We start from the raw sequence: 13,837 nt of genomic DNA on the forward strand, positions 1-13,837 counted from the left end.
ACCTCCCTGGGTGAATGATGTGGCGAGTGTGGTATACATAATGCCAATCGTCAAGCATTCGGTTTGGCTGATCCGAAAATTCTTGCGGCAGCAATGCTGACATTTGTCGTGAGCCAAAAAGAAAGGGGCGCATCGCTGCGCCCCTGTCTCACCCGTGCAAGGTGCGTGTTCGTTATGCCGTCTCGGTCTTGGCGTTCCCCGTCGCGGCGTTGGCGCTCTCGGCTTCCTTGCCGAGGATGAAGGAGCGGCGCATCGGCTTGATCACGAACAGCGCCATCAGGGCCGCCGTCGCGTTCAGCGCCACCGCGACCACGAACACGGCCTTCCAGCCATACGTGGCCGAGATCACGCTTGCGAGCGGAACGAGCAGGGACGCCGTCCCCTTCGCCGTGTAGAGCATGCCGTTGTTGGTGGTCGCGAACTTCGAGCCGAAGGTGTCGCCGCAGGTCGCCGGGAATAACGAGTAGATCTCGCCGAACACGCCGAAATAGACCGCGGTGGCGAGCACGAAGACGACAGGCACGTGGCCATAGGCCGACAACGTCAGCAGCATCAGCGCGGCGGTGCCGAAGGCGATGAACATGGTGTGCTCGCGGCCGATCGTGTCGGAGACGAAGCCGAAGAAGGGCCGTCCGAAACCGTCGAAGATGCGGTCGAGCGAGATCGCGAACGTCAATGCGGCCATCTGGAAGCCGGCGAGCGTGACCGGCGTGTCGGCGATCTTGAAGTCGTGCGCGATCGGAGCGATCTGCGCCGCGGTCATCAGGCCGCCGGAGGCGACCATGACGAAAACGAGATACATCACCCAGAAAATAGGGGCGCGCAGCACCTGGGGCGGGGTGAAGTCGATCTTGGTCTGCGGCAGATTGAGCTGCTTCTTCTTCGGTGGGATCGAGATCCGCGGCGGCTGGATGAAGAAGGCGAGCACGAAGACGATCAGGCCCTGGCCGATGCCGAAGGTGAGGAACGCGTGCTGATAGCCGCTCGTTGCGATCATGGTCGCGATCGGCACGACGGTGAGGGCCGCGCCTGCACCGAAGCCGGCGGCGGTTGCACCGGCGGCCAGGCCCCGGCGATCGGGAAACCATTTCAGCGCGTTGCCGACGCAGGTGCCGTACACAGCGCCCGCGCCCATGCCGCCGATGATCGCGGCCGCGTAGAGCAAGGTGAGGCTATCGGCATAGGAGTTGAGAATCCAAGACAGCGCGATCATGACGCCGCCGAACATGATGACGATGCGCGGGCCGTATTTGTCGACGAACCAGGCCTCGATCGGCACCAGCCAGGTTTCGGTGACGACGAAGATGGTGAAGGCGAGCTGGATCGCGGCGCGTCCCCAATGGTGCGCGTGATCGATCGGATCGACGAACAGCGTCCAGCCGTATTGCAGGTTGGCGATCATCGCCATGCAGACGATGCCCATGACGAGCTGGAGCCAACGGAAACCTGTGCGAAGAGGCGCGGCCGTGACAGCGCCATCGGTGCTGGAAATCATCAAGAACCTCCCGAGCGCCTGTCTGGTTCGACACCGGCCGCAAGATGACCTGATGTCGCAATATTGTGGCTTATCGTCGCAAGCGCGATGGCGAGCTTGGTATACCATATTCCAGATTGCAAGCCTTTTCTCGGCGCGCCACCGACAAAATACGCGGGGTTCCGCTTGGGAACGGCGGACTCATGAAAACGTCGCGCAAAACGAAAACGCCCGGCCGTGGGGCCGGGCGTTTTGCACGAGAAGGCGCTTTTGGAGCGCGTCAGACGGTCGATTGCGCGACCACCACCTTGCGCCAGGGCTTGAGCACCGCGATCGCCAGCGCCGAGGCCAGGATGTTGGCGCCGGCCGCGATGATGAACACGTTGTCCCAACTGCCCGACGACTGCTGCATGTAGTTGCCGATCGGGACCAGCAGCGCGGCCGTACCCTTCGCGGTGTAGAGCAGGCCGGCATTGGTGGTCGCGAACTTGGCGCCGAATGTGTCGGTGCAGGTCGAGGGGAACAGCGAGTAGATCTCACCCCAGGCGAAGAACACGAAGCCCGAGAGCAGTACGAACCAGAGCGGATCGTGGCCCCAGAGGTAGAGCATCCAGATGCCGATACCTTCCATGCCGAAGGCGATGAACATCGTGTTCTCGCGGCCGATCATGTCGGAGATCCAGCCGAAGAACGGACGCGTCAGGCCATTGAGCACGCGGTCGATCGTGGCCGCGAAGGTCACCGCGGTCATGGTCACCGCCATCAGCGTGACCGGCACGTTGTCGATCTTCCAGTCGGCCGCGATCGGCTTCAAATTGGCCGTCACCATCAGGCCGCCGGCGCCGACGATCACGAACATGAAGTACATCAGCCAGAAGATTGGCTGACGCAGCACCTCGGTCGGCTGATAGTTGCGGCGGGTCTGTTGCAGATTGGCGTTCACGACCGCGTTCGGCACCTGGCCTGCTTTCGGCGCGAGCAGGAAGAAGGCGAGAATGCAGATAATGATGCCTTGTCCGAGGCCGAAATAGAGGAAGGTGGTCTGGAAACCGCTGTCCTTGATCATGGCCTGGATCGGCGCGACGGTCAGCGCGGAGCCTGCACCGAAGCCCGCTGCCGTGATGCCCGCGGCAAGACCGCGCTTGTCCGGAAACCACTTCAAGGCGTTGCCGACGCAGGTGCCGTAGACGCCGCCGGCGCCGATGCCTGCGATGATCATGCCGAGATAGTAGCCGTTGAGCGTGGTCGCCTGCGCGTTGATGGCCCAGCCGGCGGCACAGAGCACGCCGCCGACCAGCACGACGAGGCGCGGGCCGTATTTGTCGACGAACCATCCTTCGATCGGCACGAGCCAGGTCTCGAACAGCACGAACAGCGTAAAGGCCCATTGGATCGACGCGCGATCCCAGCCGAACTTCTTCTGGATGTCGGGGACGAAGAACGTCCAGCCGTATTGATAGTTGGCGATCATCACCATCGCCGCGACACCGACCGCCAATTGCGTCCAGCGATACGTGTCGCTAACGCGCGCGGCTGTCGGGGCGGTTGCTTGCACCATGTCCGTCATAAAGCCTCCCGTGGCGCCTCTCATTTTTCTGCGAGCGCTGGAACGGCATTCTTGTATGCATTATGCCAAGCTTCAAGCGCTGGTCCGGTCACCGTGCGCAAATGCCGCAGGACCTTGCCCGGTTGCGGCTGTGACTCAGGACAACACAAGTAGAAATGGCCCCGTGATCCGGGGCCATTCATCAAAAGTAGTATGCGGACTGATCTAAAACCGTCTCCCGCTGCGCGCGCGGGAGGCTGCCGGCCTATAGGCCGAAGCGCGGCAGGTCGCCGTTGTGATTCGAGATCTTGGCGCTCGCCATCAGGAGGCGGTCGATCGTGGCCATCAGGCGGGCGAACAGCGAGGCGGAGGGCGCGAGAGCGATGGAGGCGGTCTTGGACATCGGAAATCCCTTTCTTGAGACGGTCAGCAGTGCTGTCTCATTTCGAAAGGGAGTTTATGTATACCAGATGCCAATGTCTATGCATGTCATTGCATAGCAGCATTTAACTCTTCGCATTGCAGCATAATAATCCGTTAAATGGGCCGATTTGAGCGGGATATGCCCAAAACCGGCCGAAACTGAACCATTTGACCGTCGATGTCCAAAAACGGAGCCTTGGCAGCGGTAAACGAAGTCGCTAGTGGTCTGCCCCCTTCCAATCATCTGTCAGAGTGGTTCATGTCGAGCGCCTCGCCCGCCGTCTCGATCGGCATCGATTTTGGGACCAGCAACACGGTCGTGGCCCTTGCGGCGGACGACCGCCGGGTCGAGGCCATCCGCTTCGACCATGGCGGACAGCGCCACAGCGTCTTCGTATCGGCGCTCTGCTTCTGGGAGGACCGGCCGGGAGCCGGCGCCCAGGCCGAAGGCGGCCCGTGGGCGATCGAGCAGTTCCTCGAAGGCCGCCATGTCTACCGCTTCCTCCAGTCGTTCAAGACCTTCGCCGCGAGCTCCAGCTTCAACACCACCCAGGTGTTCCGGCAGCGCTACAAGTTCGAGGACATTTTGGCGGCGTTCCTGCGGACGCTGGCGCGCCATGGCGGCGATAAATTCGGCTTCGAGACGTCCACCGTCACGGTCGGTCGCCCCGTCCGCTTCGCCGGCGGCAATCCCGACGAGGCGCTGGCGATGCAACGTTACCGGGCCGCGTTCGAGCGCCTTGGGGCCGGTCACGCCCGCTACGTCTACGAGCCTGTCGGAGCCGCGTTCTCCTTCGCCCGCCGGCTGGAGCGCGATGCGACCGTGCTGGTCGCGGATTTCGGCGGCGGCACCAGCGATTTCTCGGTGATGCGGTTCTCGCGGGCCGGCGGCGCCTTGCGCGCCGAGCCGCTCGGCCATGCCGGCATCGGGATTGCGGGCGACACCTTCGATTACCGCATCGTCGATCACGTCGTCTCGCCGCGGCTGGGCAAGGGCTCGAGCTTCCGCTCATTCGACAAGGTGCTGCCGATCCCCACCGGCCACTACACCAATCTCGCGCGCTGGCATCAGCTCGCGATGATGAAGAGCAACGGCGACCTGCGCGAACTCCGAGAGCTAGCGCGCACCGCGGTGAAGCCGGCGCTGCTCGAGGATTTCATCACCATCGTCGATCTCGACCTCGGCTTTTCGTTGTACCGCGCGGTGTCCGACGCCAAAGTCGCGCTGTCGGCGCAGGATCAGGTGGACTTCCGTTTCAAAGGCGGTGGCGTCGACATCGGCTCGACCATCACACGGAAGAATTTCGAAGCCTGGATTGCCGACGATATCGCGAGGCTCGGGGCTACCGTCGACAAGGTGCTTGGCGAAGCCGGCATCACCGCGCGCGAGATCGAGAAGGTGTTCTTGACCGGCGGCACGTCCTTTGTGCCCGCCGTTCGAAAACTGTTCGCCGAGCGGTTCGGCAACGAACGGCTGATGTCGGGCGACCAGTTCGAGTCGATCGCCTACGGCCTTGCTTTGATCGGGCACAGCCCGGACCCCGACCGCTGGACCGCAAGCGGCGGGCTCCAGTCGAGGGCGGGCGCGTAGCCTACGGTTACGCGGCCGCCCCTAAGTCGCGTCCGGTCGCTATTGCTTGATCTCAGGCTCGACGAGCTTCGCCAGATTGCGCAGCGATTCCTGCCAGCCGAGATAACAAGCCTCCGGCGGGATGACGTCGGGGATGCCCGCCTGCGTGATATCCAGCTCGGTGCCGACGGATACTTTCTTCAGGATCACGGTGACTTGGATTTCGCCCGGTAGATTGGGGTCGTCGAACCTGTCGGTGTAACGGAGACGTTCGCCGGGGACGAGCTCGAGATATTCGCCGCCGAAGGCGTGGCTGTTGCCCGTCGTGAAGTTACGGAATGACATCTTGAACGTGCCCCCGACCGTCGGCTCGAAATGATGGACGGTGCAGGTGAAGCCGTTCGGCGGAAGCCATTTCGCCTGCGCATCCGCCTCCAGGAAGGCGCGATAGACTTTCTCCGGGCTGGTCGTGAGAACGCGGTGCAGGCGGACAGTGCTGGGCATGATCAGTCTTCCTCGTGAAGCGCCGGGCTCGACGTCAGCGTCTATTGCCCGTTCATGTGTAGATGACGGACGAGGTACCGCCGATCCGACGGGGCATCTCGAATTTTTTGATGGGTCCACGCATGTGGCGCTCGGCAGCGCTCCCAGAGCAGCTCGCCGGGGGCGAACGATGAGCGCCGAATAGCGCACGTCACGTACCTACCGCCGGGCTCCCGAGCCGTTAAATTCGGTCAAGCCTTGCAAATGGCGAGGATGAGGTATACGTTGAGGCTGTTCGTTCAGCCGCTGTGCCTTGTTGAATGCGCCCGCGGGCTCCTTTTCCATAGACATCGACGAATAGAATTTGTTCTGCGTGACTATCACGCGGAACCTGCGCGTATGCGCTTTGGAGAAGAAAATGACGACAGGTACTGTGAAGTGGTTTAACGGCCAGAAGGGCTTTGGATTCATTCAGCCGAACGACGGCGGCAACGATGTGTTCGTTCACATCAGCGCGGTCGAGCGGGCTGGTCTTGCAGGTCTCGCTGAAGGCCAAAAGGTCAACTTCGAGCTCAAGACCGACAAGATGCGGGGCAAGGTCAGCGCTGAGAATCTCTCGCTGGCCTAAAGCCTTGGTGCCGTTTCACGGATGTACTGAAACGGCCATGCCACCCGCTCGATCCCAGGATTGAGCGGGTTTTTGTCCGTTGCAGAGCAGGGTGAATAATGAGCGCCAAGAGACCGGCCGAACCGTCACCCGAAAGCATCGCGCGTTCTAACCGTCAGCGTTTGGCTGCTGAGGAAGGCGCCCGGGCGATGGTGGATGTTGGAAAGCAAGCCGTCGATGTTCGCAAGAACATGGCGCGGCTCCGAGAGCTGCGCGAAGCCAAGGAAGCGGCAGACGCCGCCCTTCAGGCTTCCTTGCCCGCAGCCACTCCGACGAAGCGCAAGAAGAAGGTGACGCCATAGCTGCCTTCCATTGCGCCGAAGACAGCTCGGTGAGGACCGATCACATGCCCAAGGGTGCGGGTCGTGCCTAGAATCAAGTCGGATGGCGGTGGCACCATCACTTTCTTTCTCGCGCTTGGCGCGGGCCGACAGATGTGCCGTCTTGCGACGACGTTCCTGACGCAGAAGCAGGCTTTCAGTTATCTTCGCAAGAACCGGACCGAGTTCGAGCGCATGGCGCGGGCGCAGCTCGCTTCTGGTGCAGTCGAAGACGGAATCGTCGTGCTCTCGATGCTGTAAGGCAGGCGCAGATCCGCGGTCGGAGTCTGGGACCCGACGCTCTTATTCGGAGCCGCTTCCCGGCTTCGCCTCCCGAGCCAATCGCTCCGCTTTCAGCCGCTCGCGATTCTCGTTGAAGGAGTTCTGGTCCTTCGCATAGTCATTGATCGGCTTCTGCGTTGTCGCAGGCTTGAACGCCTTGTTGGCTTCACGCTTGGCGCGATCAGAGGATTGATCTTTCGACATTTAAGCCCTCAATTTGATCAACGAGCGTGGTCCGGGCGAATGCCGGACGCGACGCCGCCCGTGCCTGAACTGAAAGGCCGACTTGCCACCTTCGGAAGCGAAGGCGACCAGTGCTTCAGCGTGGGGCAGGGTCTTTGCGAGGCGTGCTGCACTCGCCGTGGAGATGGCATGCTGGCATTTCCGGGCCTGCTCGCATTCCCGGGAGCACGCCGGTCGAGGGAGCAACGGCCGGCCACCGCGTCTGTTCCTCGCAGACCAATCTTTAATCCAGCCTTCGCGGCGCGGCAAGCGGGCCGATCGTGCGATGCAGCCCTTCCGCCTCAACAAAAAAGGCCGCCGAAGCCGGCGGCCTTTCGCGTCGTGAGATAAGCCCGCTTACTCGGCGGCCTGCTTTTGCGGCGGATCGAGTGCGCCGGACTTGTGGATATCGGCGACCTGATGGTCCGAGAAGCCAAGCACCGTGCGCAGGATCTCGTCCGTGTGCTCGCCGAGCAGCGGGGAGCGCTCCACCTCGCTCGGGGAGTCCGACAGCTTGATCGGGTTGCCGACCGAGATGTACTTGCCGCGGGTGGGGTGGTCGACCTCGACCACGGTGCCGGTCGCGCGCAGCGACTGGTCCTCGGCGATCTCCTTCATCGACAGGATCGGGCCGCAGGGGATGTCGTCCTTGTTGAGGATTTCCATCGCCTCGAACTTCGTCTTCGTCATCGTCCACTGTTCGATGCGGCCGAAGATCTCGTTGAGGCGCGGTAGGCGGACGGCCGGCTTGGCGTAGTTCGGATCGGTCTTCCAGGATGGCTCGCCGATCACGTCGCAGATCTTCTCCCAGACCGGGGCCTGGGTGATGAAGTAGATGTAGGCGTTGGGATCGGTCTCCCAGCCCTTGCACTTCAGGATGCGGCCGGGCTGGCCGCCGCCGGAATCGTTGCCGGCGCGCGGCACGGCATCGCCGAACGGAATGCCTTCGCCGAACTGGCTGTATTCCTTGAGCGGACCATGGGCGAGGCGCTGCTGGTCGCGCAGCTTGACGCGCGCGAGGTTGAGCACGCCGTCCTGCATCGCGGCCGTCACCTTCTGGCCCTTGCCGGAATGGGTACGCTGATAGAGTGCGGTGACGATGCCGAGCGCCAGATGCAGGCCGGTGCCGCTGTCGCCGATCTGCGCGCCGGTCACGAGCGGCAGGCCGTCGCGGAAGCCGGTAGTGGAGGCGGCGCCGCCGGTGCACTGTGCGACGTTCTCATAGACTTTGCAGTCTTCGTACGGTCCGGGACCGAAGCCCTTGATCGAGGCGACGATCATCTTCGGGTTGATCGCCTGGATCTTCTCCCAGGGGAAGCCCATGCGGTCGAGCACGCCGGGACCGAAGTTCTCGACCAGCACGTCGCACTTTTTGATCAGCTCGGTGAGGACTTCCTTGCCCTTGGGGTTCTTGGTGTCGAGCGTGATCGAGCGCTTGTTGTGGTTGAGCATGGTGAAATACAGGCTGTCCACGTTCGGGATGTCCTGCAGCTGGCCGCGGGTGATGTCACCGACACCTGGACGTTCCACCTTGATCACGTCGGCGCCGAACCATGCGAGCAACTGCGTGCAGGTCGGCCCGGACTGGACGTGGGTGAAGTCGAGAATGCGAACGCCCTCGAGCGCTTTTGTCATCGTGTTGCTCCGTACTCTGATCTACCCCTGCACCCGCAGGGACCTTATGGGTTGAAGGGGAGTGCTTACTTCTTCTTCTGCAGAACGCTCTGCGGATTGAGATTGCCGATGCGGCCGCTCTCGGAACCGGCGGCGGGATCGATCACGGCGTTGATGAGCGTCGGCTTGCCCGAAGCCATGGCTTCGTTGACGGCGCGCTTGAGCTCGTCCGGCGAGGTCGCGTTCACGCCGATGCCGCCGAAGGCTTCCATCATCTTGTCGTAGCGGGCGCCCTTGACGAACACGGTCGTCGCCGGATCGGCGTTGACGCTGTTGACGTCGGTACCGCGATAGATGCCGTCATTGTTGAAGATGACGACGCAGATCGGCAAATTGTAGCGGCAGATGGTCTCGACCTCCATGCCGGAGAAGCCGAAGGCCGAGTCGCCTTCGACCGCGAGTACGGGATGGCCGGTCTCGAGGGCCGCCGCGATCGCCTGGCCCATGCCGATGCCCATCACGCCCCAGGTGCCGACGTCGAGACGCTTGCGTGGGCGATACATGTCGATGACGCCGCGGGCGAGGTCGAGCGTGTTGGCGCCCTCGTTGACGAGGATCGCCTCGGGATGATCCTTGATGACGTTCTTCAGCACGCCGAGCGCGCCGTGATAGTCCATCGGCGATTTGTTGTTCATGAGCTTCGGCGCCATCTTGGCGACGTTCTCTTCGCGCTTGGTCGAAATCGCCTTGGTCCATTCGGCCGGCGGGGCGGTCCAGCCCGAAGCCATCGCCTGGTTGAAGGCGGAGACGACCGAGCCGATGTCGCCGACGACGGGCGCGACGATCTCGACGTTGGAGTCCATTTCCCTGGGCTCGATGTCGACCTGGATGAACTTCTTGGGCGCTTCGCCCCAGTTCTTGCCTTTGCCGTGCGAGAGCAGCCAGTTCAGCCGGGCGCCGATCAGCAGCACGACGTCGGATTCTTTCAGCACCGTCGAGCGGGCAGCGCCTGCGCACTGCGGATGGGTGTCGGAGAGGAGGCCCTTGGCCATGCTCATCGGCAGGAAGGGAATGCCGCTCTTCTCGACGAAGGTTTTGATCTCCTCGTCGGCCTGCGCGTAGGCCGCGCCCTTGCCGAGGATGATGAGCGGACGTTTTGCGCCCTTCAAAACATCAAGCGCGCGCTTGATCGAAGCGGGCGAGGGGATCTGCGCGGGAGCCGCGTCGATCACCTTGACCAGCGACTTCTGGCCGGCATCGGCGCTCATCACCTGACCGAACAGTTTTGCCGGCAGGTCGAGATAGACGCCGCCCGGACGACCGGAGACGGCGGCACGAATGGCGCGGGCAAGGCCGATGCCGATGTCCTGCGCGTGCAGCACGCGATAGGCTGCCTTGCACAGCGGCTTGGCGATCGCGAGCTGGTCCATCTCTTCGTAGTCGCCCTGCTGGAGGTCGACGATCTCGCGCTCGGAGGAGCCCGAGATCAGGATCATCGGGTAGCAGTTGGTGGTGGCGTGCGCGAGCGCGGTGAGACCGTTGAGGAAGCCGGGCGCGGAAACGGTGAGGCAGATGCCGGGTTTCTTGGTGAGGTAGCCGGCGATGCCCGCCGCATAACCGGCGTTCTGCTCGTGGCGGAACGAAATCATGCGAATACCGGCCGCCTGGGCCATGCGGCCCAAATCCGTGATCGGGATGCCCGGCACATTATAGATGGTGTTGATGCCGTTCAGCTTGAGCGCGTCGATGACGAGATGAAAACCATCCGTCAATTCCTGCTCGGTGCCCGGTGCTTCGGACTTGGTCGCGGTATTCAGCATGGGCCTTGTCTCCCTGGTCTCAAGATGCCGTTTCAGGCTTTAGGGGCGATGCCTCGCCCTTCTGGTGAACGTTGCTGGCTAGAAGAGTTCCTGACCATGCGCTTCGACGTAAGCGGCAAGGCCAAGGGTGTGATCACGGGCGCGCTTCTCGGCGAGCTCGGTATCGCGCGCCTCCAGGGCCTCGATCATGCCGAGATGCTCGGGGAGCGAAGTCGCGGTGCGGTCCTTGCGTCCGATGGTCAGTTGCCGATAGCCGCGCACGTGCAGCAGCAGGTCGTTGGTGAGATCGACCAGCACCGGTGATTCCGACAGCGAGATCAGCGCCTGGTGGAAGGCGATGTTGGCGCGCGAATATTCCTCGACGTGATCCTCGGGCAGGCGATCCTTGCCAAATTCCCTGAAGTAGTCGCGGAGCGCAGTGATGTCTTTCTTGCGCGCGGTAGCGGTGATGAGGCGGGCCGCCATGCTCTCCAACGCCGCCCAGGCGCGGATCATGTCGACGATCTCGCTCTTGGTCCTCCGCACCACCATGATGCCGCGGCGCGGAACCGTCTTCACGAAACCGTCCTGCTCGAGCATCGCGATGGCTTCGCGGATCGGCGTGCGGCTTACGCCCAGGCGTTCGGACAACGCGCGCTCGTCGAGCATCACCGGCTCGGGCGTCGAGTAGATGTCCATCTTGAGGATGGCTTCCTTCAAGGCGTCGTACGCCTTGTTCTTGAAGCTCGACTCCGGGGCAATACGAACGATTGCGATATCTGCCTCGGCCATGTTCGGCAACGCCTTGGTTGGTTTCCGCAGTGACACGACGAATCTCCTCCAGTGGGAGTCGTCTTTTACAGGATTATTAACGGGAAAGTTTTTGGCATACCAAATACCAGAATGTCAAGCTGCCTATTTTTTGCAGCGTTCTAAGGTGCGCTGCAGCTTGACAAGTTGGCTTCTGGCATACCAAATGCCATCGCCAGCCATTTTTGATCCAAGCCGGCGGAGTAACCTCGGCTTTATGCCACTCCGTTCCGCGACATGGAACAGAGCGCGGCGAATGGAAAGCATCACGGGCAGCCGCAACACGCGCGCGCTTTGAGAACGCAAGAACCAAGGTCAAGGGAGAAGCCACATGTCCAATTCCAAAGATGCCGTCCGCAAGGTGCTTGACCAGGTCAAGGCGGACAAGCGCACCAGCCTGACCGCGCCGGAAGGCAAGCTGGTCTGCGACGCCTACGGCATTGCGGTGCCGAAGGAGGGGGTGGCGAAGTCGGCCGGCGAGGCCGGCAAGATGGCCGCCTCGATGGGCTTCCCGGTGGTGATGAAGATCGTCTCGCCGGACATTCTCCACAAGACCGAAGCCGGCGGCGTCATCGTTGGCCTCAAGTCGGCCGAGGACGCCGAGAAGGCCTACGAGACGATCCTGTCGAATGCCAGGAAATACAAGTCCGATGCCAAGATCGAGGGTGTCCAGGTGCAGCAGATGCTGGCCGGCGGCACCGAAGTGATCGTCGGCTCGATCACCGACGCCTCGTTCGGCAAGCTGGTTGCCTTCGGTCTCGGCGGCGTGCTGGTCGAAGTCCTGAAGGACATTACGTTCCGCCTCGCGCCCGCGACCAAGCAAGATGCGCTGTCGATGCTCGACGGCATCCAGGCGCATGAAATTTTGAAGGGCGTTCGCGGCGGCGAGCCGGTGAACCGCACGGCGCTCGCCGATGTCATCGTCAAGGTCTCGCAGCTCGTCACCGATTTCCCCGAGATCGTCGAGCTCGATCTCAACCCGGTGTTCGCGACGGCCAAGGACGCGATCGCGGCCGACGTCCGCATCGTCGTCGACTTTGCTTACGTGCCCAAGCCGAAGCCGCGCCCGACCGAAGAGATCGTCGCGGCCATGAGCCGCATCATGCAGCCGAAGGCGGTTGCCGTGGTCGGCGCTTCGGCCGAAGACGGCAAGATCGGCAATTCCGTGATGAAGAACCTCATCAATGGCGGCTACAAGGGCGACATCTACCCGATCCATCCCAAGGCCGCCGAGATCCTCGGCTATAAGGCGTATAAGAGCGTCAAGGACGTGCCCGGTGTGATCGACACCGCGGTGTTCGCAATTCCCGCGAAGTTCGTGGCCGCGGCGCTCACCGAATGCGGCGAGAAGAAAATTCCCGGCGCGGTTCTGATCCCGTCGGGCTTCGCGGAAGCCGGCGCGCCGGAGCTCCAGGCCGAGATCGTCGAAGTCGGCAAGAAGTACGACATCCGCCTGATGGGACCGAACATCTACGGCTTCTATTATACGCCTGCCAACCTCTGCGCGACCTTCTGCACGGCCTATGATGTCAAGGGCCACGCGGCACTGTCTTCGCAATCGGGCGGTATCGGCATGGCCATCATCGGCTTCTCCCGTTCGGCCAAGATGGGCGTGTCGGCGATCGTCGGCCTCGGCAACAAGTCCGACATCGACGAGGACGATCTGCTCGCCTTCTTCGAGCAGGACCCGAACACGAATCTGATCGCGCAGCACTGCGAAGACCTCAAGGACGGCCGCGCGTTTGCTGAAGCCGCAAAGCGCGTCTCCAAGAAGAAGCCTGTCATCGTGCTCAAGGCCGGTCGCACCTCGGCCGGTGCGAAGGCGGCCTCGTCGCACACCGGCGCGCTCGCCGGCAACGACAAGATCTACGAGGATGTCCTGGCGCAGTCCGGCGTGATCCGCGCCCGTAGCTTGCGGCAGCTGCTCGAGTTCGCGCGGGGCGTGCCGGTGCTGCCGACGCCGAAGGGCGAGAACGTGCTGATCATCACTGGCGCCGGCGGCTCGGGCGTGCTGCTGTCGGACTCCTGCGTCGACAACGGCCTGTCGCTGATGGCGATGCCGGCGGATCTGGATGCGGCCTTCCGCAAATTCATCCCGCCGTTTGGCGCGGCCGGAAATCCCGTGGACATCACCGGTGGCGAGCCGCCGATCACCTACGTCAACACTGTGAAGCTCGGCCTGACGGACGAGCGCATCCATTCGCTGATCCTCGGCTACTGGCACACCATCGTCACGCCGCCAATGGTGTTCGCCCGCAACATGGTTGAGGTGAAGAAGGAGATGGAGGCCAAGGGCTTCGTGAAGCCGATCGTCGCCTCGCTCGCCGGCGACGTCGAGGTCGAGGAAGCCGCCGAATATCTCTACCAGAACGGCATTCCGGCCTATGCCTATTCGACCGAGCTGCCGGTCGAGGTCCTCGGCGCCAAGTACAAATGGGCGCGCGGAGCAGGGCTGCTCTGAGCTTGCGTTTGCCTCTCCCCGCTTGCGGGGAGAGGTCGAATTGCGAAGCAATTCGGGTGAGGGGGACTCTCCCCGAGTCTGACTGTCACCGCCCTTGCGGAGACTCCCCCTCACCCTAACCCTCTCCCCGCAAGCGGGGAGGGAAAAAAGAACAGGGCGAGGGAGA

Annotated in this window: 13 protein-coding genes; 5 read left to right on the plus strand and 8 right to left on the minus strand. The window is 62.7% G+C overall.

The features are described from left to right. Window positions 1–172: 172 nt before the first annotated feature. The 3 genes from oxlT (BRA1417_RS0118150) to BRA1417_RS44825 form a co-directional block, all read right to left on the minus strand. Window positions 173–1,495: an oxalate/formate MFS antiporter gene (gene oxlT / locus BRA1417_RS0118150; protein WP_027516994.1), complete on the minus strand. Its 1,323-nt coding sequence runs from the start codon at window positions 1,493–1,495 to the stop codon at window positions 173–175. 259 nt (window positions 1,496–1,754) lie between these two features. Then, on the minus strand, window positions 1,755–3,041 hold the full coding sequence (gene oxlT, locus BRA1417_RS0118155) for an oxalate/formate MFS antiporter (RefSeq protein ID WP_027516995.1): 1,287 nt from the start codon (window positions 3,039–3,041) through the stop codon (window positions 1,755–1,757). Between the two features lie 244 nt (window positions 3,042–3,285). Beyond that, the gene (locus BRA1417_RS44825) at window positions 3,286–3,423 is read right to left on the minus strand and encodes a hypothetical protein (RefSeq protein WP_198034839.1); all 138 of its coding nucleotides are present in this window, start codon (window positions 3,421–3,423) and stop codon (window positions 3,286–3,288) included. Window positions 3,424–3,702: 279 nt separating this feature from the next. Here BRA1417_RS44825 and BRA1417_RS0118165 point away from each other — a divergent pair, with 279 nt between their 5' ends. Beyond that, the gene (locus tag BRA1417_RS0118165) at window positions 3,703–5,034 is read left to right on the plus strand and encodes an Hsp70 family protein (protein ID WP_027516996.1); all 1,332 of its coding nucleotides are present in this window, start codon (window positions 3,703–3,705) and stop codon (window positions 5,032–5,034) included. Window positions 5,035–5,073: 39 nt separating this feature from the next. Here the strand turns inward: BRA1417_RS0118165 and BRA1417_RS0118170 are convergent, their stop codons facing one another. After that, window positions 5,074–5,517, minus strand: coding sequence for an SRPBCC family protein (locus BRA1417_RS0118170; RefSeq protein ID WP_027516997.1), 444 nt, complete (start codon window positions 5,515–5,517; stop codon window positions 5,074–5,076). A gap of 397 nt (window positions 5,518–5,914) precedes the next feature. Between BRA1417_RS0118170 and BRA1417_RS0118175 the strand changes: the two genes are divergently transcribed. The 3 genes from BRA1417_RS0118175 to BRA1417_RS0118185 all read left to right on the plus strand — a co-directional run bounded on the left by BRA1417_RS0118175 (window position 5,915) and on the right by BRA1417_RS0118185 (window position 6,744). Beyond that, the gene (locus BRA1417_RS0118175) at window positions 5,915–6,124 is read left to right on the plus strand and encodes a cold-shock protein (RefSeq protein ID WP_007593324.1); all 210 of its coding nucleotides are present in this window, start codon (window positions 5,915–5,917) and stop codon (window positions 6,122–6,124) included. Between the two features lie 98 nt (window positions 6,125–6,222). Then, a complete protein-coding gene (locus BRA1417_RS0118180) occupies window positions 6,223–6,465 on the plus strand; it encodes a hypothetical protein (protein ID WP_027516998.1) in 243 nt (80 codons plus the stop codon). Window positions 6,466–6,519: 54 nt separating this feature from the next. Next, window positions 6,520–6,744, plus strand: coding sequence for a hypothetical protein (locus BRA1417_RS0118185; protein WP_026233616.1), 225 nt, complete (start codon window positions 6,520–6,522; stop codon window positions 6,742–6,744). A gap of 42 nt (window positions 6,745–6,786) precedes the next feature. Here the strand turns inward: BRA1417_RS0118185 and BRA1417_RS0118190 are convergent, their stop codons facing one another. From BRA1417_RS0118190 to BRA1417_RS0118205, 4 genes are all read right to left on the minus strand, one after another. Continuing rightward, window positions 6,787–6,969: a hypothetical protein gene (locus BRA1417_RS0118190; protein WP_007608360.1), complete on the minus strand. Its 183-nt coding sequence runs from the start codon at window positions 6,967–6,969 to the stop codon at window positions 6,787–6,789. A gap of 375 nt (window positions 6,970–7,344) precedes the next feature. Beyond that, on the minus strand, window positions 7,345–8,622 hold the full coding sequence (gene frc, locus BRA1417_RS0118195; RefSeq protein WP_007608365.1) for a formyl-CoA transferase: 1,278 nt from the start codon (window positions 8,620–8,622) through the stop codon (window positions 7,345–7,347). 65 nt (window positions 8,623–8,687) lie between these two features. Further along, the gene (gene oxc / locus BRA1417_RS0118200; protein ID WP_027516999.1) at window positions 8,688–10,421 is read right to left on the minus strand and encodes an oxalyl-CoA decarboxylase; all 1,734 of its coding nucleotides are present in this window, start codon (window positions 10,419–10,421) and stop codon (window positions 8,688–8,690) included. A 78-nt stretch (window positions 10,422–10,499) separates the two neighbouring features. Continuing rightward, window positions 10,500–11,192: a GntR family transcriptional regulator gene (locus tag BRA1417_RS0118205; protein ID WP_198034925.1), complete on the minus strand. Its 693-nt coding sequence runs from the start codon at window positions 11,190–11,192 to the stop codon at window positions 10,500–10,502. A gap of 349 nt (window positions 11,193–11,541) precedes the next feature. Between BRA1417_RS0118205 and BRA1417_RS0118210 the strand changes: the two genes are divergently transcribed. Continuing rightward, window positions 11,542–13,671: an acetate--CoA ligase family protein gene (locus BRA1417_RS0118210; protein WP_027517001.1), complete on the plus strand. Its 2,130-nt coding sequence runs from the start codon at window positions 11,542–11,544 to the stop codon at window positions 13,669–13,671. Window positions 13,672–13,837 lie beyond the last annotated feature (166 nt).

It is taken from the genome of Bradyrhizobium sp. WSM1417 (genome assembly GCF_000515415.1).
Lineage (GTDB): Bacteria > Pseudomonadota > Alphaproteobacteria > Rhizobiales > Xanthobacteraceae > Bradyrhizobium.

Bases quoted from the DNA above. Each gene is read 5' to 3' on its own strand.
- BRA1417_RS0118210 (WP_027517001.1), top strand. From the start codon at position 11,542: ATGTCCAATTCCAAAGATGCCGTCCGCAAGGTGCTTGACCAGGTCAAG.
- BRA1417_RS0118170 (WP_027516997.1), bottom strand. From the start codon at position 5,517: ATGCCCAGCACTGTCCGCCTGCACCGCGTTCTCACGACCAGCCCGGAG.
- BRA1417_RS0118180 (WP_027516998.1), top strand. From the start codon at position 6,223: ATGAGCGCCAAGAGACCGGCCGAACCGTCACCCGAAAGCATCGCGCGT.
- BRA1417_RS0118175 (WP_007593324.1), top strand. From the start codon at position 5,915: ATGACGACAGGTACTGTGAAGTGGTTTAACGGCCAGAAGGGCTTTGGA.
- BRA1417_RS0118165 (WP_027516996.1), top strand. From the start codon at position 3,703: ATGTCGAGCGCCTCGCCCGCCGTCTCGATCGGCATCGATTTTGGGACC.
- BRA1417_RS44825 (WP_198034839.1), bottom strand. From the start codon at position 3,423: ATGTCCAAGACCGCCTCCATCGCTCTCGCGCCCTCCGCCTCGCTGTTC.
- oxlT (WP_027516995.1), bottom strand. From the start codon at position 3,041: ATGACGGACATGGTGCAAGCAACCGCCCCGACAGCCGCGCGCGTTAGC.
- BRA1417_RS0118190 (WP_007608360.1), bottom strand. From the start codon at position 6,969: ATGTCGAAAGATCAATCCTCTGATCGCGCCAAGCGTGAAGCCAACAAG.
- frc (WP_007608365.1), bottom strand. From the start codon at position 8,622: ATGACAAAAGCGCTCGAGGGCGTTCGCATTCTCGACTTCACCCACGTC.
- oxlT (WP_027516994.1), bottom strand. From the start codon at position 1,495: ATGATTTCCAGCACCGATGGCGCTGTCACGGCCGCGCCTCTTCGCACA.
- oxc (WP_027516999.1), bottom strand. From the start codon at position 10,421: ATGCTGAATACCGCGACCAAGTCCGAAGCACCGGGCACCGAGCAGGAA.
- BRA1417_RS0118205 (WP_198034925.1), bottom strand. From the start codon at position 11,192: ATGGCCGAGGCAGATATCGCAATCGTTCGTATTGCCCCGGAGTCGAGC.